Annotated in this window: 15 protein-coding genes; 7 read left to right on the top strand and 8 right to left on the bottom strand. The window is 41.8% G+C overall.

The window, feature by feature from the left end; genetic code table 11:
- Positions 1 to 20 precede the first annotated feature (20 nt).
- The 3 genes from FQ084_RS08850 to FQ084_RS08840 form a co-directional block, all read right to left on the bottom strand.
- Entirely contained in the window at positions 21 to 1,187 is a 1,167-nt protein-coding gene (locus tag FQ084_RS08850; protein WP_262880714.1) for a MalY/PatB family protein, read from the bottom strand.
- A gap of 88 nt (positions 1,188 to 1,275) precedes the next feature.
- On the bottom strand, positions 1,276 to 2,061 hold the full coding sequence (locus FQ084_RS08845) for an FRG domain-containing protein (RefSeq protein ID WP_149490284.1): 786 nt from the start codon (positions 2,059 to 2,061) through the stop codon (positions 1,276 to 1,278).
- Positions 2,062 to 2,889, bottom strand: a complete 828-nt coding sequence (locus FQ084_RS08840) for a crotonase/enoyl-CoA hydratase family protein (RefSeq protein WP_149490283.1) — start codon at positions 2,887 to 2,889, stop codon at positions 2,062 to 2,064. It lies immediately after the preceding gene.
- Positions 2,890 to 3,093: 204 nt separating this feature from the next.
- Here FQ084_RS08840 and FQ084_RS08835 point away from each other — a divergent pair, with 204 nt between their 5' ends.
- Both FQ084_RS08835 and rlmF read left to right on the top strand, forming a co-directional pair.
- Entirely contained in the window at positions 3,094 to 3,831 is a 738-nt protein-coding gene (locus FQ084_RS08835) for a LysE family translocator (protein WP_149490282.1), read from the top strand.
- 72 nt (positions 3,832 to 3,903) lie between these two features.
- Complete coding sequence (gene rlmF, locus FQ084_RS08830) at positions 3,904 to 4,941, top strand: 23S rRNA (adenine(1618)-N(6))-methyltransferase RlmF (protein WP_149490281.1); 1,038 nt, start codon at positions 3,904 to 3,906, stop codon at positions 4,939 to 4,941.
- 111 nt (positions 4,942 to 5,052) lie between these two features.
- Here rlmF and FQ084_RS08825 read toward each other — a convergent pair whose 3' ends face one another.
- The 5 genes from FQ084_RS08825 to dnaA form a co-directional block, all read right to left on the bottom strand.
- Positions 5,053 to 5,634 carry a manganese efflux pump MntP family protein gene (locus FQ084_RS08825; RefSeq protein ID WP_149490280.1) on the bottom strand — a complete coding sequence of 194 codons (582 nt, stop codon included), beginning with the start codon at positions 5,632 to 5,634 and terminating at the stop codon, positions 5,053 to 5,055.
- A 125-nt stretch (positions 5,635 to 5,759) separates the two neighbouring features.
- Positions 5,760 to 8,381 carry a DNA topoisomerase (ATP-hydrolyzing) subunit B gene (gyrB, locus tag FQ084_RS08820; protein ID WP_149490279.1) on the bottom strand — a complete coding sequence of 874 codons (2,622 nt, stop codon included), beginning with the start codon at positions 8,379 to 8,381 and terminating at the stop codon, positions 5,760 to 5,762.
- A gap of 546 nt (positions 8,382 to 8,927) precedes the next feature.
- The gene (recF, locus tag FQ084_RS08815; RefSeq protein WP_149490278.1) at positions 8,928 to 10,178 is read right to left on the bottom strand and encodes a DNA replication/repair protein RecF; all 1,251 of its coding nucleotides are present in this window, start codon (positions 10,176 to 10,178) and stop codon (positions 8,928 to 8,930) included.
- A gap of 80 nt (positions 10,179 to 10,258) precedes the next feature.
- Positions 10,259 to 11,434: a DNA polymerase III subunit beta gene (dnaN, locus tag FQ084_RS08810; RefSeq protein WP_149490277.1), complete on the bottom strand. Its 1,176-nt coding sequence runs from the start codon at positions 11,432 to 11,434 to the stop codon at positions 10,259 to 10,261.
- A gap of 178 nt (positions 11,435 to 11,612) precedes the next feature.
- Positions 11,613 to 13,055, bottom strand: a complete 1,443-nt coding sequence (dnaA, locus tag FQ084_RS08805) for a chromosomal replication initiator protein DnaA (RefSeq protein ID WP_149490276.1) — start codon at positions 13,053 to 13,055, stop codon at positions 11,613 to 11,615.
- A gap of 619 nt (positions 13,056 to 13,674) precedes the next feature.
- Between dnaA and rpmH the strand changes: the two genes are divergently transcribed.
- From rpmH to mnmE, 5 genes are all read left to right on the top strand, one after another.
- Positions 13,675 to 13,809: a 50S ribosomal protein L34 gene (rpmH, locus tag FQ084_RS08800; RefSeq protein ID WP_007394757.1), complete on the top strand. Its 135-nt coding sequence runs from the start codon at positions 13,675 to 13,677 to the stop codon at positions 13,807 to 13,809.
- A gap of 203 nt (positions 13,810 to 14,012) precedes the next feature.
- Complete coding sequence (gene rnpA / locus FQ084_RS08795; protein ID WP_149490275.1) at positions 14,013 to 14,384, top strand: ribonuclease P protein component; 372 nt, start codon at positions 14,013 to 14,015, stop codon at positions 14,382 to 14,384.
- A gap of 1 nt (position 14,385) precedes the next feature.
- Positions 14,386 to 14,754 carry a membrane protein insertion efficiency factor YidD gene (yidD, locus tag FQ084_RS08790; protein WP_149490274.1) on the top strand — a complete coding sequence of 123 codons (369 nt, stop codon included), beginning with the start codon at positions 14,386 to 14,388 and terminating at the stop codon, positions 14,752 to 14,754.
- A gap of 222 nt (positions 14,755 to 14,976) precedes the next feature.
- Positions 14,977 to 16,659: a membrane protein insertase YidC gene (gene yidC, locus FQ084_RS08785; protein ID WP_149490273.1), complete on the top strand. Its 1,683-nt coding sequence runs from the start codon at positions 14,977 to 14,979 to the stop codon at positions 16,657 to 16,659.
- 207 nt (positions 16,660 to 16,866) lie between these two features.
- A complete protein-coding gene (gene mnmE, locus FQ084_RS08780) occupies positions 16,867 to 18,312 on the top strand; it encodes a tRNA uridine-5-carboxymethylaminomethyl(34) synthesis GTPase MnmE (protein ID WP_149490689.1) in 1,446 nt (481 codons plus the stop codon).
- Positions 18,313 to 18,340: the final 28 nt, after the last annotated feature.

Here is an 18,340-nt window from a genome sequence, read left to right as displayed (position 1 = left end):
CAAGCGAATCTCATCTCATTTTATAAGGGCTGGCTTATATCACATAAGGCGGTATGCATACGATTTAAGCCCTCTAAAAGCAGCGCTTTAGGACACGCCACATTAAGGCGCATTTTTAGATGTCCTTCACCACCATATTTAATCCCTGCACTTAGCTCAACCTTAGCGGCTCTCAATTTGTCATAAAGCGTTTGATCGTCTTGCTCATATGCCGAGCAGTCAAGCCATATCAAATACGAAGCTTCTGGACGCATCACCTTAATTTTAGGCAAATGCTCTTCTAAAAATTGCAGGGTTAAGTCAATATTGGCTTCGATATAAATCAGCGCCTGCGCCAACCACTCACCACCTTGCTCATAAGCATTACGCATTGCCGTATAAGCAAATAAATTTAGCTCATGCTCATCACTTAAACGTTGCTGCTGGTTAATTTTACTCAGTAATGCGCTGTCTTTAGCAAATATCATCGAGCCTTTGATACCGGCAATATTAAAAGTTTTAGTCATCGAGGTTAGGCTGACTACTTTGTGCTCATAGCCTTTTACTAGGGTTAAAAAGGGAATAAAGGTGTGACCACTCAAAGTTAGATCTTGATGAATCTCATCACTGACAATCGCCACATCGTACTTTTTGCAAATCGAAAGCAGCGCCTCAAGTTCATCCACTGTCCATACACGTCCGCCCGGATTATGCGGATTGCAAAACAAATACAGCTTAACTTTATGCTCGATAATTTTAGCTTCTATATCAGCTAAATCCAGAATATATTTCCCTTCAACCTCCTGTAATGCAGAACTCACCAGCTTACGATCATTATCCAAAACCTTGGTCATAAAAGGCGTATAGATAGGATCATTGATGAGTACCGCATCCCCTGCCTCAGTAAATACCTTCATCATCAGCACCAAACTTGGCACGACACCCGGAGAAAACAGGATATCCTGCTTATCCAGCCACAAGTCATAACGACTGCCATGCCAGTCGATAATCGCTTGATACAACGGCTCGGTCGGCACGGTGTAACCCAATATGCCATGCTGCGCTACTTGCTCAATCGCCGCTAAAATAGGCTGGGCGGTCTTAAAGTCCATATCCGCAACCCATAGTGGAATCGTGTCATCGCTATAATGCCATTTAAACGACCCCGTATCACGTCTGTCTATTATTTCATCAAAGTTGTACAACACCGTATTCTCCTGAGTTAGACAAAATAATGTTTTAGGGTACAACATGAATGCCATCATCGCCAAATACTAAAATAGAAACCCGTTCAGCTTACCAGCGATGATGTTGAAATTGACCAAATCTAAAGCTATGCACATACCCAAACCCATCAATATCAGGAAATAATGTTAAATGCCTTATATCAAAAGTTTCTTCTAATTCTTTAACAGCTAATCTCTTGAAAGCAGGGCTTATATTTATAGCTATATAAGAACTTAGATCATTATTTATTACTAGGCTTCCAATAGGATTATCAACGACTAAACTAAAAAGAAATTGAGCGTTTTGAGATGCAATACGTTTTGAGACAACTGGAGGTTGCCATACGAGCGAATTATTATGTGTCTTCAGTCTTTTACAAACATCTGAATAGTCTCTACTCTCAGTCTTATTCTCATTTCCACCAACGAAATCAGAATGATACCCAAAGAGTAATCCATTACTATGTGGTTCAGATATGCATGCAAACCACAAGCCTACTAATAGATTTCTAGAACAATCTATCAATCTTGTAGCAGCTCCATGGTGCTGTAATTTAGCTAATAACTCAAAATCGGTAAGCTCCCTAGCACCTTCATATCTATAACCTTGATGAGTAGCATGCTCAAGCAAAGATTCTTCATAATGTTGCATATCCTGCTCAGTTACTTCTTTACCAGTTATTTTCAATCTTCTATATGCTGAGCTATGTATAGGCCATTGAATATCACTTTGGCCTCTCCAAAAATAAACATTCCGCCTTTCTAATGCATGATTTTTAACTAAAAGTAGTAAGTCTTCAATCGACTCTGGGGAAGGTAATTTTCCAAATAGCTCACTGTCAGAAAAACTTATCATTTATTTACCCTTAAACTCAGCTTCCCTTCTCTCAACCATCGCCATCGCACCCTCTTTTGCATCTTCTGAATGAAATAGATGCGGCAGATAGCCGTGAATATTGGCGAGTGCTACTTTTGCGCCATTACGACTGGCATCTTGTGCTGAGGACAGTAATCCTTGCACGCCAAGCGGTGCAGCGTTGCAAATCTCTTGGGCGATGGTTAGCGCACGCTCATATTCCTCACCATTTTCCACCACTTCACTGACCAAATTCAGTCTATCCGCGGTCTGTGCATCGAAGTTCTTACCCGTTAATAGATAAGGCATGGCTTTTTGCCAACCAGCTGCTTGCACGAAGCGCACGGTTGCGCCACCAAATGGCATAATACCTCGCTGGACTTCCATTTGCGCAAAGTTGCAGTTGCTACTTGCGATGACGACATCACTATTGAGCATCAGCTCAATCCCAGCGGTAAAGCAAGTTCCTTGCACCGCAACGACAACGGGTTTGCTGCGCAATTTTCCACCGATACCCCACGGGTCAATTTCGTCGGCAGCAAACTCAAATGCGCCTTTGTCCCATTTATCCTGTAGCTCCATTAAATCAAGCCCTGCGGTGAAGTGCTCACCGTGAGCGAATATCAGCGCACAACGCAGATTGGCATCATTTTCATAACGAGTTAGTGCTTTAGAGAGTTGCTTAATCATATGACTGTCAAACGCATTGCGTTTATCGGCGCGATTGAGCCCGATCAAGCAGATGTAATCTTGGATGTCATAGGTAATGCGAGTGTCATTGCCAGTGTTATTTCCAGCATCATTGCTATTGTGGCTTTCCGTAGTCATGGTCTTATCCTTTTTAAAGCATTCATTTATAGGGTACAAATTACACTAAATTGATATTACTACAGCTAATAAACCTTCCTTTCAATATAGACATACGTTCGGTGCAACGCAAGCACCATATCAGCGGTGATATCAATATCAGTTGACCTCATTTACGGTAATGTGCAACTATTATCCAACTCAAGACATGACTCAGAGCATTTTATGGAATTTTGGCACGGTTTTTTACTTATCACCAGCGTCCATCTACTCGCTGCCGCCTCTCCGGGCCCTGATTTTGTATTAGTCTCACAGCAAACCTTAGCAAAAGGGCGACGCACGGGTTTGATTTGTAGCCTTGGTATTACTTTGGGTCTGGCGATACACATCACTTATTCGGTGCTAGGACTGGCGACGGTGATTGCTCATTCGCAACCATTACTCACCGCTATTAAATGGTTAGGTGGCAGTTATCTTATTTATCTAGGATGGCAAGGTATTCAAGCCAAACCTAAAAAGCCATTAGACTCAGCAAATTCAGAAAATATAACAGATTCAAGCGCTCACGTTTCACCAGATACGCTTACCAAGCAAACGACGATTAACACTCACACAACGCTTTCTGATAAAGCCATTTCTAATAAAAAACCGCCTACCCATACAGAATCAACCGCTTCCATTCTGCGCCGTGGCTTTTTTTGCAATGTGTTTAACCCAAAAGCACCCGTATATTTCGTGGCGATATTTACCCTCGTACTTTCACCCAATATACCGCTTTGGCAACTGGCTATTTATGGCGTATGGATGATGGTCTTGCAGATGGCATGGTTTAGTACCGTGGTTATGTTGCTCTCTATCCCTGCGATTCATCGACGTTTTCAGCGTTTTGAGCATTGGATAGACCGCGTATTGGGTACAGCGATGATAGTGTTGGGTTTAAATCTCATTTTACGTAGTCGATAAGAGATAAGACGCTAGTGACTGATGAAATCTGCTAAAATGGTGCATTATATTCACATATCAAAGCCCGATACTATGACCAGTAAGCCTATGACCCGTCGCCCGACCGCCAATAATCACAGAAACAGATCGCCTGAAACTGCCAAAAAACTCGGTAAGCTACATCCGCGCAACCCACACCAAGGTCGTTATGACTTTGCGCTATTGACCCGTGCCCTGCCTGAATTGGCCAAGCACACCATCACCAACCCGAATGGTGAGCCGACCATTAACTTCTCTGACAGTGAGGCGGTTCGCGTCCTTAATCAGGCCCTGCTAGCGCATTATTACGGTGTAAAATTTTGGGATATTCCGGAAGGATATTTATGCCCGCCTATTCCTGGTCGTGCCGATTACATTCATTACATTGCCGATTTGCTTGCGCAAACGACGCATGTTAATAAAGACAATACGCCGCCAACAGGTAAAGAGATTCACGCCCTTGATATTGGTACCGGTGCCAGTGCGATTTACCCTATTGTTGGTAGCCAAAGCTATGGCTGGCGCTTTACGGCTTCAGACATTGATCCTATTTCGGTCAATACCGCCGCGCTTATTTGCGAGGCCAATCCTAAGCTAAAAAGTGCGGTTAAAGTAAAATTACAACCTGAACCTAAATTTATCTTTAAAAATATCATTGGTCGTCAAGATTACTTTGATGTGGTGGTATGTAATCCGCCGTTTCATGCGTCATTAGAGGAAGCGATGGAAGCCAATAGTCGTAAGCAGCACAATTTGCAACGACATCGCGGTAAGAATGAAAACGAACAAATCAGCCGCAGCTCGACAAAATCTGGCAATGCAGCACAGAATTTAAACTTTGGCGGTCAGCATAAAGAGTTGTGGAGTGAAGGCGGCGAGATTGCCTTCTTAACCAAGATGGCAAAAGAGAGTCAAGACTTTGCTGAGCATGTTGGCTGGTTTACGACACTGGTATCTAAGTCAGAAAATGTAAAGCCTCTACAACTGCTGTTAAAACAACTTGGCGTCGCCCAAATGCGTATCATCGAGATGAGCCAAGGTCAAAAAAGCACTCGTATACTCGCCTGGCGTTTTGATACTGACGAAGAATAAATAGTAGTTAATATAAAATAGTTATAGTTTCACGTGAAACAAAGAATCACCACTTTAATGATTAAGGTGGTGATTTTTATTGTATAAAACAAAGCCAAATAATGGTACTTATTAATGGATAAACATCACCTTTATACCAATGGCTATCAATACCAATCCACCAAGTATTTCAGCTTTATCCTCAAGCCAAGTTCCTGAAGATTTACCTAAATAGATACCGAAAAAGCCAAATCCAGCGGTGACAATAGCGATAATGAAGCACGCTAGCCATGCATTAAGTGCTAGTAAATTTAAAGTAAAGCCTGCTGCCATCGCATCAATACTGGTAGCGATAGCCAGTGTAAACATCATACGATGATTGATTTTTTCTTGTATATTCTCATCGGAACTGTCTTCTACTAGCGCTTCAATCTCACCAGTGAATGCTTCATATAACATCTTAGCACCAAGCACAATAAGGATACCACCACCAATCCACGGTGCAGCAGTCGCTAACCAGCCTAATAATACTGCGCCCAATAAATAACCTATCAGTGGCATCACGCCCTGCGCGATACCAAAATACAAACCAGCATAAATGGCTAAGCGCAGCACATACTGCTTATCTTGTTTTTGCGATTTAGCCCCTAGCCCAATTGCAACGGCAAACGCGTCCATGGCTAGCGCTATAGCCAGTAGTATAACTTCTATCATTTTATTTTCGCTTATTATAATAAGTTTCACGTGAAACAACTTTAATAATAAAAAACCACCGCCTTGGCAACAAGGCGGTGGTTTTTTATTAACTAATAGTCATTAAGCAACTTTTCATAGCCAGTTTAGATGTCTAAATTAGATACCGTCAGCGCATTCTCTTCAATGAAAATACGACGTGGTTCAACATGATCACCCATCAAACAAGTGAACATATGATCAGCAGCAATCGCATCTTCAATCGTCACGCGTAGCATACGACGATTTTCAGGATCCATCGTGGTATCCCATAGCTGATCAGCGTTCATCTCACCCAGACCTTTATAGCGCTGAATGGCCAAACCACGACGTGCATCAAGCATCATTTGCTGCCAGAGATAATCAAAGTCATGTACAGGAATATCTTTGGTCGTACCCGCTGTTGCTTCACGGCGGATAAAAGCATCTTCTGCAAGCAACGTATTCCATTCAGCTGATAAGCGTAGCAGCTTGGTATACTCACCTGAATTGATAAAGCTGGCGTCTAGCAGATAATGATGCGCTAACTGATGCACATAAACGGTGATACGTGGCAACCATTGGGCTTTAGCAGAGAGTGCTTCACCGTCACTATCTGACGCGACGCTCTGTTCAGGCTCTACCACAGGTCTCATGCCTAATAAATCAGCGGCAGCCGCATCCATATTTTTTGGTTGCGGCGCATGGATATTGATCAGCTCAATTTCAGGATTTAAATCACTACCAAAGCGCTCAAGTTGCGTTTGTAAAGATGCTTTCCACGCTTCCATCGCCGATTTATCATAGGTCATATCCGTACTAAGCTTTGGTGTATGCGTCAACGCATCCAATAACACTGCTGGATAACGAATCTGCAAACGCGCTTTAATCAGTTGGGTTTGGTTATAGTCGTTTAATAACGTTTCTAACGCTTGACCAGTAATAGCCGGCGCATCCGCACTGATATGTAGCTTGGTATTGTCAATCGTTGATGACAATAAATAAGCTTTTAAAGCTTCATCGTCTTTTAGATACAGCTCTTGACGACCCTTTTTTACCTTATAAAGCGGTGGCTGGGCGATATAAATATAACCGCGTTCAATCAGCTCAGGCGTTTGGCGGAAGAAGAAAGTCAATAAAAGAGTACGGATGTGCGACCCATCAACGTCCGCATCGGTCATGATGATGATTTTGTGATAGCGGACCTTGTCAGGATTATATTCATCCGGACCAATACCACAGCCAAGCGCGGTAATTAGGTTACCGACTTCAGCAGAAGATAGCATCTTATCAAAACGGGCTCGCTCAACGTTAAGAATCTTACCTTTTAATGGTAAAATCGCTTGGGTCTTACGGCTGCGACCTTGTTTCGCTGAGCCACCTGCAGAATCACCTTCCACAATATAAAGCTCTGATAGTGCCGGATCTTTTTCTTGGCAATCTGCCAATTTACCCGGTAAACCAGCGATATCTAACGTGGTCTTGCGACGTGTCATCTCGCGAGCTTTACGCGCCGCATCACGGGCACGCGCGGCATCGATAATCTTACTACCAATCGCTTTACCCGCACTTGGATTTTCCAATAAGTAATCATTAAACTTATCATGCATCGCTGATTCGACAGCAGATTTTACTTCACTTGAGACCAGTTTATCTTTGGTTTGGCTTGAAAACTTGGGATCAGGTACTTTGACAGAAACAATCGCTGTCAAACCTTCACGAGCATCATCACCAGTCGCGACGACTTTCTCTTTTTTAGATAAGTTTTCACGATCCATATAGCTGTTTAGAACACGCGTGAGTGCTGAGCGGAAACCAGATAAATGCGTCCCACCATCGCGCTGCGGGATATTATTGGTAAAGCACAATACTTTTTCGTTATAAGTATCTGTCCATTGCAGCGCCACTTCAACACTGATGCCATCATCTTGCTCACTGACAAAATGAAAGACTTCGTTGATGCCATCTTTACCCGCATTGATGTAGCTGACAAACTCTGACAAACCGCCTTTATGTTCAAATTCATGACGCTTATCAATACGCTCATCCGTTAAGACAATACGCACTCCTGAGTTTAGGAAAGACAGCTCACGTAAGCGCTTGGCTAAAATATCATACTCAAAGATAGTGCCCGTAAAGACATCATTACTTGGATAAAAACGAATTTGCGTACCAGTTTTATCTGTCGCTTCCATCTGCTGAATATCGGCATCAGGGACACCATCAGTATAAGTTTGATGATAATGATAGCCTTCACGCCAGATATTCATCTCAAGCTTTTTAGACAAGGCGTTAACAACAGAGACACCGACACCATGTAGACCGCCTGATACTTTATAGCTGTTATCGTCAAACTTACCACCCGCGTGCAGTACGGTCATAATAACCTGTGCTGCCGACACGCCTTCTTCTGGATGGATATCGACGGGAACACCGCGACCGTTATCCATGACACTGACAGACTCATCTTCATGAATGATAATGTCAATTTGGTCACAATGGCCAGCCAATGCCTCATCAATCGAGTTATCCACCACCTCAAAGACCATATGATGCAAGCCGGTACCATCATCGGTATCACCGATATACATACCAGGACGTACGCGCACTGCTTCTAGTCCACGCAATACACGAATGTCTTTGGAGCTATAATCAGAGGGCAATCCTTCAGGGATGGCAGCGGGGGCAATAGTATCCACAACGCTGTCTGGCGCCAATTGCTCGTGGTCGATAGGTAATGAATCACTCATGTACATTCCTTAATCTAGCCATCATCAGCTATTTGTCATCAGCCCACCACGACGGCGATACTGAATGACGTTATCTTAGATTTAACGTTCACGGTTAAAATATTTAGTTATAGTATTTACTAAAACGTCATCAGATGTCGCTTAAAGAGATATAAAGCAGTGTTAAAAAAGCAGCTCTAAACATAGCCATTTTTCAACTAACGTTTTTAATATACGCTTCTATTTTTTTTAAATATCATTAAAGTAAAGTAATATTAAGCGCATATTTATCAAACACTTAAATATCTATAAGCTTTGAAGAACATCCATAGAAACCTCTAAGATAACTTGCTGAGAATAGGACAAAAACAAAGTTCCATTTTAGCATTTTTTTGCCGCTAAGTCACTGTTTACTGACAGTTTTATCGGTATCGAGCCAGTAGTTTAGGATTGTCGTTATTTTACTGCAAAGATGCGCTTAATGACGATGATTTAGAGAAAGTATCAGTGAAATGAGATAAGAGTTAAGCAAAAATTCAGACTATATTATTCATTGAAAAGTGCATTTTATAAAAGTAGCACACTTCCTTGTTTCACATGAAACGTCTTAGGTTCTGACCAATATTGATGGACCAACGGTAAGATATCATCAGTCAAGCTGGTCATAAATACCTGACATGGCAGCTGCGCTAACGTCGATAATAAAATCTCTATCGCCCTATTATCCAACTCTGCAGTGATATCATCTAGCAACACCACTGGGGTGGCTTTCGATTTGATATGGTCACTAAACGCAGCAGCACTATGACTCTGTTTGTCGATAGCAAGCTCGACTCTTTCGTCATTAAGCAATAATGGCAATTGTGATAAGCGTAAGGCGGTGATTAACAGCTTTTTCTCACCGCGAGACAATACATTGGCCGCTTGTTCTTTTAAAGTTGGTAGTTTGGTATTAAGGTCTGTATTTGCGGTGGGATTCGAACTAGCGTCCTTTCCATCGTCACTGGTCGTTTGTGCTATATCGCTAGAGCGCCAATGCACATGAATATCAGCGCGATGGTTACCAATACGCGTATAACCCAGTTGTAAATCCTGCTCTAAACGCTCGTTAAGCTGTACATCAAGTGCCACACTAGTGTCATAGCCGGCATTATAGCTCAAGCTTAATTGCTCAGCGTATGTAGGCAATAATTGCGCGATACTGTCAGCAAAGTAAGGCTGCCATTCTGTAAAGATACGTTCACGGTAATGATGAATAAGCGCAGCATGATTACTAAGCCCTTTATCCCATGATTTTAGCTCCGCAAGCTGAACCTGCGTCAGATGGCGGCTTTTTTTTAGCAAACTATTGCGCTGTTTTAGTAAACGTTGATAGGCTACCCACTGTGGGTGAAAACCTTGTTTCATGTGAAACACTAGCCAATCTAAGAGCTGCCGACGACTGGCACTACCCTGCTCCAACATATCCATCGTCGATGGATCTATAAGTAATGTGGGTAGCTGTTCAGTTAAGATACTTTGGTTATAAACCGTGGTTTGATTCAGACGTAGAACCGTCGTCGCATCGGCTTGCTTTTGAATAGCTAAGGTACTGCTATCACTTAGCTTCGCGTGTACGGTGGCCGCATTTTGATGGTGTTGGATATAGCGTTTAGGCTGGTGATGACGAAAACTCTTACCCCGCGATAGTAAGAATATTGCCTCAAGCAATGAGGTTTTACCACTCCCATTATCGCCGATAATGACGTTGCAAGCAGCAGGCTGTAGATTCACTTGGGTTAAATTACGCAGATTTGAAATCTGTAGACGTTCAATCATAATAGTGACAGCCGCCTATATGACTACCTACAAAATAGCAGGCAAAAGTTTATTTTTAAATATTTTATAATAGAGTCGCACTATATGCGCATTGGCATAATGACATACTGATGAAAGTCGTCATTGAGCTGATTGACCAATACCGAAGCATTTGATTGGCTCATGTGCATCTGTAAATCACCTTGAATGACACCTAATACATCTTGTAGATAAGCGGCATTAAAAGACAGCTCCATCGGCTCGCCTTGATACTTCGCTTGTATCATCTCGACTGCTTCATCTTGTTCAGCGTTATTGGCGCGTACTTCTACCATACCATCACTGGCAAAGTTAAATACCACGCCGCGAGACTTTTCATTACTCAAAATCGCCACACGGCGCAACACATCTGTCATTTTTTCTTGATTAAACAAAGCAAGCTTATCTGTATTACTTGGCATGACACGGCGATAATCAGGGAATTTGCCATCGATAAGACGCGCTGTAAACGTCACCATCAAATTATCATTTACTTGCCCTACACTATCCACATCACCAAACGGCAAGCTTACTTGCAAGAATTCACGACCAAAACTTAGCGTGACTGCATTGTCTTTATCACCCAGCATCTTACCAAGCTCTGATGCCAAACGCTCAAGCTCAATCACAGCTTTACGCGGTAAAATCGCCTGCATATTCAAATCGGCATTGGCATCGATAACACTACGCGCTAAAGCCAGTCTGTGTCCATCGGTTGCAACTGTAGTCAATTGCTGCTGTGAAACATCAAACAACATACCCGTTAAATAATAACGAACATCTTGAATGGCCATCGCAAACTGGGTTTTATGAATCAAATCCGTCAAACGGCTACGACTGATGGTTAAAGGTGTGATATTTTCAGGATTACCAAGACTTGGATAATCTTCGCTAGGCAATGTCCCTAAGGTGAAACGACTTTTGCCACTGGTCAACAGGCAACGCTCATTTTCTTGCGTGGTAAGATTGACTTGCGCTTGCGACGGCAGTGATTTACAAATATCTTTAAGTTTGGTCGCAGGTAACGTCGTTGTACCGGCTTCAATACAAGCACCGGCAGGCAATTTCAACGTCGATGTCAGCTCTACTTCTAAATCAGATGCGGTCAAAATCAGCGCTGATTCAGACAACTGAAGCTTAATATTACCCAGAATAACCATATTGTGGCGCTTATCTGCAGCCTTAGCGATGAGGTTAATAGCTTTTAGTAACGACTCTCGATTAATCGATAATTGCATGCTTAGTTACTCTTGTTTATTAGTTACTCTTATTGAAAGGATTCTTTTTATATAGTTTCAAAATACTGGCTTAATAATACCCTGTCTACTGACGATAATCCATATAGCTGGTGTCTCATGATACTTAAAGTATTATAAATCATATCTGCTTACGGAAATATCTTGACACCACAACTGTCTAACCCGCTTGTAACATCAACGCCAATGTCTTGTAATCCTTATCAAATGCCGGATCGGCAGCGCGTAGCTCATTGACCTTATCGCAAGCATGCATCACTGTCGTATGATCGCGACCACCAAATGACTGTCCAATTTCAGGAAAGCTATCACTCGTTAGTTCGCGTGATAAAGCCATCGCGATTTGACGCGGTCTTGCGATACTGCGCGTACGTTTTCGTCCCATAATATCTTTGACCGTTACATCATAGTATTCGGCAACTACCTTACGAATATTGTCCATGTTCACGGCTTGAACACGCATCGCAACAATGTCTTTTAGCGCGTATTGCACCATTTCAAGCGTAATGGGCGCACCCGTAAGATTAGCATTAGCAAACACCTGATTTAACGCACCTTCTAAACGCCTAACGTTAGAAACCACGTTTTGAGCAATGAATAACGCACATTCTTTAGGAAGACTCATTCCATAAGATGCCGCTTTTCTCTGTAGGATTTGTACACGCGTATCGATCTCAGGAGGATCGACCGCAACCGTCAAACCCCAAGAGAAGCGAGATCTAAAGCGCTCATCAAACTCCGTCATTTGTGATGGATGACGATCTGATGCCAAAATTAGTTGTTTATCACCACTGGTGAAATCGGCAAATAGCGTCAAAAACTCATTACTACTTTTCGTCTTTCCAGCCAATACATGAATATCATCTACAATTAACAAATCTACTTTTTTTATTTTCTTTTTAAAATCTTCTATTTTATTATTTCTTAATGAATAAACCAATTGATTAATAAACTTTTCAGAAGTGAAATAATAAAAACTTAGATTATTTTTTAAATAGCGATGTGCTACAGAATGCATTAAATGCGTTTTTCCCAAACCAGAAGGTCCGTATATAAATAAAGGATTGTGTCGATTTTTTGATTGGCGTTTTCCAAGCTCATAACAGGCTTTGTAAGCCAGATTATTAGACTTACCAGTGACAAAGGTCTCAAAGGTAAAATCAGGGTTTAGATAACTTAATGATTTGGCATCGGCAGATTCGATCAGTTCAGCATGACGCATATTGGCATCAATATCTGCCCTAGCCATATTATTATGGGTGGTTTGAAAACTGTGATCTGTAGGGGGAGGGGAGGGCTTATCCTCTGCAAACAATGAACCTGACTGCTGATTACTATCCTCTATGTCTCGACCAGCATTATCAACACGAACAATAACATCTTCGATACTACCTTGGCTATGTTTAGCAACCAGCTGTTGGATATCTTGCAAATGATTCTTTTTTATATAGGTCACAAAATAATCATTAGGAGCAAGAATAATCAAGCTATTTGCTTCTTGATGAGCAGATAATGGTCTTAACCACATAGTAAAGACGTTGTCTTTAACGTGATAACGTAAGTCGTTTAAGCATTTATCCCAAATAGTTGCTGTATCAATCATGAAATATACTAACCCTATAGTCCAAAATAACTGGTCAAAAGAACACTGTTTTTATTATGAATATCACTGAATCTTTACCGATAGAGCGGCTCGTTTTTGAGTTAAGCCGCTGTATAGTGAGATCACTTAAAATCATACATCATGTAGGGGGCTAATCTAACACAAACACCTTGTGGATAACACCTTGTTTTTTGTGGATAAGCCTGTGGATAATTTTGTGGATAAGTTAATATTGTAAGTTATCCATATTTCACCCACAGGTTACCCACAACCTTATCCATAGCCTAGTATTTTGATATTAAAGAAAAAAAATGAGTTAACCACAGATAATAAGGCTCCCAATAACAACAATACTTATATATATTAATAGTTAATTATTATAATGACGGACACAAACTGTGGATAACTTTTAAAATCAATTGTCAAAATAGTTTCTTAAACACTTGGACTGGAGTTGCAAATAAGAGTTGTATTACTATAGATAACTTAGAACAGATTCTTTCTGTTCTAAAATCTGATTGCATAAACACAGACTGAATTAGTTTATTGACCAAGATACTATGCGGTGGTATAATCCTCCGTTATTACGAATTTAGTCCATTATTTTGATAGGTGAGTTATGAAACGTACATTCCAACCAAGCGTGATCAAGCGTAAACGTACTCACGGTTTCCGTGCTCGTATGGCAACTAAAAAAGGCCGTCAGGTCTTAGCTCGTCGCCGCGCTAAAGGACGTCATCGCCTTACTGTATAATCAGTAGATTGCGATAAGCATGGCTGATAGTGCTTGTTGTGTTTCTATTATTATTTATAGATTGCGATCGTCAATCATCACAACTGACACTTAGCCATATATCAAAAGCGCCCATATCGGCGCTTTTTTTGTCTCTATACTTTGCGATTATTTCTACTCTATTATTTCTGCTATTGTTATTAGCCCTTATACTAGGTTGTACTATGTCTAATACTGTTTCAACGCCACCTAATGCTTGCTTCACCAAAGCGCAGCGCTTACTGACGCCTGCTGCCTTCCGTGAGGTGTTCGATGAGCCTGAGCGTAAGCTTCATCAGAACCACCTGATGGCGTTTGTGCGTACCAATACTCACGAGCAACCCCGAGTCGGTATGGCTATTACTAAACGTAAAGTACCTACTGCTGTTGCACGAAATTTAATCAAACGTCAGGTACGTGAGCAGTTTCGCGTAAAGGCTTGTTATTTAGAAAATAAAGATATCGTTTTCATTGTCAAAAAATCTATAAAAGGTTTAAGTAATAAAGATTTAATTAATGAGATAAATAATATATTTAAAAAAATAGAAAAAAAATAAAATGAATTATTTATATAATATAATAAATAATTTTTTATATAAAATTATTTATTATTTAATTTTACTTTATCAAAAGATAATTAGCCCTATACTACCTGCTCGTTGTCGTTATTATCCGACTTGCTCGAATTACGGCAAACAAGCTTTAGCGTGGCATGGTATTTGGTCAGGCAGTTGGCTGTTATTAAAACGTATTAGCCGCTGTCATCCTTTGGGCGGACATGGTATTGATTTTGTGCCGTTACCTTTATCTTCTTATCATTATAAATATTTATCTCCTATCGTAGTTGGTGGTGTTAAAAGGCAAGGTTTATATATTTTTAGAGATACGACAAGCTATGTTTTTCGTCTAAATCAGATGATGAAATAGACCTAAAGCGTGTTAGCGACTGGGTAGTTGTGGATATCTATTTAGTTACCCACAAGTTATCCACACTCTTGGTATCATTTAGAGTGGTTTTTTAGTAAAATGATGAACATTTTATGTGATTGACTGCTGGAATTACCGCTAAGAATGCCGGTTAATGCTGTGTGGTGGTCATGACACATGCCTGATTTTTCATTCCCTAATTTTTTAATCTAGGAAAGGTTTATGCAAAAGATATTTCGGGTGATGATCATCATTGCGATGCTAATCACCGCTTATCTGCTGATTTTGGCATGGCGAGATGATTATGCCGATGCGCCAGCTGTAGAGACGGTGCCAAAAACTGCAACATCGGTAGGAGTTGATATTCCTTCTACCAGCGGCGCAGCAGGCGACATTCCGGTACAGACATTACCAGTGGGTACGGGTACGGTAGCAGAGACACCTGCTGCCAATACCGGTCTGATTACGGTAACCACTGATCGCTATGACATCAAAATCAATCCAGAAGGCGGTGACATCGTTTATGCTGCGCTAAAGCAGTATGATGCGACACTCGATAGTGATAAGCCTTTCGTCTTGCTAGAAAATAATAGCAATCGCGTTTATGTTGCGCAGTCTGGTCTGATTGGTAAGAATGGTATCGATACCGCAGAAGGTCGCGCCAAATACAGCCACACTGCCAATAACTATGTGATGGAGAAAGGTCAGCAAACACTATCAGTACCGCTTACGTATCAAAAAGATGGCGTGACAGTTACTAAGACCTTTACTTTCACCCAAGACAAATATCCGATTGATATCAGCTATAAAATCCAAAACGCTTCTGCCAATGCTTGGCAAGGGCAGATGTTTGCACAGTTAAAACGTGATAATAGTAAAGATCCTGGAATGTCTGATAAAGGCGCGCTGAGCATGGCGACTTATTTGGGCGGCGCTTGGGGCACACCTGATGACCCTTACAATAAGCTGAAGTTTGGTAAGTTTAATGATGGTGAGTTGACCACGACCAGTGATAAAGGCTGGGTTGGCATCGTACAGCATTACTTTGTTTCTGCTTGGACACCTGAAAACTTTACCGGTAAGTTCTTTAGCCGTGAAACGGGCGATGATTACTTTATTGGTTTTAATAGCCAACCTGTCAATGTTGCACCAAATAAGCAAGTAACTTTAAATGCAACCTTATACGCTGGTCCAAAGGTACAGGCTGAGTTAAAAGAAGTCGCAGCAGGTCTTAACCAAACTGTCGATTATGGCTTGCTATGGCCAATATCAAAGATATTATTTGCGGTTTTGGATGGTATTCATAAAGTTATCGGTAACTGGGGCTGGTCAATTATTCTGTTGACGCTGCTGGTTAAAATCGCTTTGATGTGGGTCTCTAATAAGAGCTACTATTCAATGGCGAAGATGCGTGCAATCGCCCCAAGGCTTGCTATATTAAAAGAAGAGCACGGCGACGATCGTATGAAAATGTCGCAAGAAATGATGGCGATTTATAAAGAAGAGAAAGTCAATCCAATGGCGGGTTGCTTACCTATCTTAATGCAAATGCCGATTTTCTTGGCGCTATATTGGGTGTTGGTCGAGAGTGTTGAGCTGCGTCATGCGCCATGGATCTTATGGATTCGGGATTTATCAGCGATGGATCCGTGGTTTATCTTACCACTCCTCATGGGTGCATCAATGTTTATACAGCAGCAGCTAAACCCGCAGCCCGCTGATCCAATGCAAGCGAAAGTGATGAAGTTTTTACCGATTATCTTCACCGCCTTCATGTTGTTCTTCCCCGCAGGTTTGGTACTATACTGGACCGTGAATAACTTATTCAGTATGACCCAACAGTACTTAATCAACCGAAAAGTTGAAGAAGAGCAAAAACGTCGTACCGTTAAAGTTTTGGACTAAACAACACTTGAACTGATAAAAAACCATCGCTACGGCGGTGGTTTTTTATGTGCTAAACAATGGCATTTTCTTAAATTAATAACTGAGGAAAATAGCTATATGTCACTGCTGTAAAAAACGGCTCATTGAAGTTTGCTTTGTCAGTGTGCCTTAAGCCGTCTATAATGAGGTTTTTGGTTATTGAGAGTGATTGTGGATTCCTTAGAGATGGCACTAGCCGCCCATGATTTAGGTGATTCACCTGAAAAATTCGGTTTATCTGGACTTCCGACCATTGCGGCGATTGCGACACCGCTTGGGCGTGGTGGCGTCGGGATTATTCGTCTATCAGGTGCACGCGCCTATGATATTGCTTGTCAGCTCACTGGTAAGTCTGCTTTCACGCCGCGTTTGGCCAGTTTTTGCCGTTTTTATCAGGCTGATGGTACGACCATTGATGAAGGTTTGGTGCTCTATTTTAAGGGTCCTCACTCGTTTACTGGTGAGGATGTGATTGAGCTACAAGGGCATGGCGGCATGATCTTACAAAATCAGCTGTTAGCGCGGGTGTTTGAGCTGGGTGCAAAACAAGCGAGCGCAGGGGAATTTTCTTACCGTGCTTTTGATAACGATAAATTAGATTTGGTGCAGGCTGAAGCCATTGCTGATGCTATTGATGCCACCAGTGCCGCTGCTGCCAGTAGTGCGATTCGCTCTCTTAGCGGTGAGTTTTCGCAAAAAATCAATCAATTGCTTGAGCAGTTGATTCATCTGCGCTTACACGTTGAAGCAGCGATTGATTTCCCCGATGAAGAAGATGTTGATTTTTTATCTGATGGGGTTATCCAAGATAAACTTGAGCAAACGCAAGCTAAAATACAGCAAGTATTAGCGACCGCTAAGCAAGGTCAACTGTTACGCGATGGGATTCATGTGGTGCTTGCGGGCAGACCAAATGCTGGCAAATCAAGCTTGTTGAATCGTTTGGCAGGACAAGAGCGTGCTATCGTGACCGATGTCGCTGGAACAACGCGCGATACCCTGCAAGAAACCGTCGTGCTTAACGGCTTGACGCTGCATTTAACCGATACCGCAGGTTTGCGTGAAACTGAAGATACGGTTGAGCGTATCGGTATTGAACGTGCACGTACCGCTATCACACAGGCTGATATACTACTGATGGTTTATGATGTGACTCGTGACCTTGAAAGTGACAGCACACCATTACAGTTGGCTGAGCAGCTATTCGGTGAGCTGCCGGAAGCCAAGCGCTTATTGATTATTGCCAATAAAAGCGATTTATTGAACGATAACAGCAGCAAAGAAATAACGTCTATTTCGCAAGCAGAAATCAAAAATCGCGGCTATGAACAAGTCAATGTTTCATGTGAAACAGGTGCAGGGATTGATGACTTAGTTAAAACTTTATGTGCTAAAGTAGGTTTCCATCCGCCAGAAAACAGTTTAATCGCTCGTACCCGTCATATAGATGCGCTAAGACGTACCGCTGACTCGTTAGCAGAGGCGCATGAGCAGCTCGCGGTATTTAAAGCGGGAGAATTGGTGGCAGAAAGCTTGCGCCAAGCACAGCACAGTTTGGGTGAGATTACCGGTGAATTCAGTGCCGACGATTTATTAGGTAAGATTTTTGGTAGCTTCTGTATTGGTAAATGATGTCATTATTGGTGGCAAAATGATTAAT

This window comes from Psychrobacter sp. ANT_WB68 (assembly GCF_008369115.1).
In the GTDB taxonomy this organism is placed as follows: Bacteria; Pseudomonadota; Gammaproteobacteria; order Pseudomonadales; family Moraxellaceae; genus Psychrobacter.
This window is presented reverse-complemented; position numbering and strand designations above follow the sequence as displayed.

Excerpts from the sequence above, each read along its gene's own strand:
- FQ084_RS08845 (WP_149490284.1), bottom strand. The coding sequence starts at position 2,061 with ATGATAAGTTTTTCTGACAGTGAGCTATTTGGAAAATTACCTTCCCCA.
- FQ084_RS08840 (WP_149490283.1), bottom strand. The coding sequence starts at position 2,889 with ATGACTACGGAAAGCCACAATAGCAATGATGCTGGAAATAACACTGGC.
- FQ084_RS08835 (WP_149490282.1), top strand. The coding sequence starts at position 3,094 with ATGGAATTTTGGCACGGTTTTTTACTTATCACCAGCGTCCATCTACTC.
- rlmF (WP_149490281.1), top strand. The coding sequence starts at position 3,904 with ATGACCAGTAAGCCTATGACCCGTCGCCCGACCGCCAATAATCACAGA.
- FQ084_RS08825 (WP_149490280.1), bottom strand. The coding sequence starts at position 5,634 with ATGATAGAAGTTATACTACTGGCTATAGCGCTAGCCATGGACGCGTTT.
- gyrB (WP_149490279.1), bottom strand. The coding sequence starts at position 8,381 with ATGAGTGATTCATTACCTATCGACCACGAGCAATTGGCGCCAGACAGC.
- recF (WP_149490278.1), bottom strand. The coding sequence starts at position 10,178 with ATGATTGAACGTCTACAGATTTCAAATCTGCGTAATTTAACCCAAGTG.
- dnaN (WP_149490277.1), bottom strand. The coding sequence starts at position 11,434 with ATGCAATTATCGATTAATCGAGAGTCGTTACTAAAAGCTATTAACCTC.
- dnaA (WP_149490276.1), bottom strand. The coding sequence starts at position 13,055 with ATGATTGATACAGCAACTATTTGGGATAAATGCTTAAACGACTTACGT.
- rpmH (WP_007394757.1), top strand. The coding sequence starts at position 13,675 with ATGAAACGTACATTCCAACCAAGCGTGATCAAGCGTAAACGTACTCAC.
- rnpA (WP_149490275.1), top strand. The coding sequence starts at position 14,013 with ATGTCTAATACTGTTTCAACGCCACCTAATGCTTGCTTCACCAAAGCG.
- yidD (WP_149490274.1), top strand. The coding sequence starts at position 14,386 with ATGAATTATTTATATAATATAATAAATAATTTTTTATATAAAATTATT.
- yidC (WP_149490273.1), top strand. The coding sequence starts at position 14,977 with ATGCAAAAGATATTTCGGGTGATGATCATCATTGCGATGCTAATCACC.
- mnmE (WP_149490689.1), top strand. The coding sequence starts at position 16,867 with ATGGCACTAGCCGCCCATGATTTAGGTGATTCACCTGAAAAATTCGGT.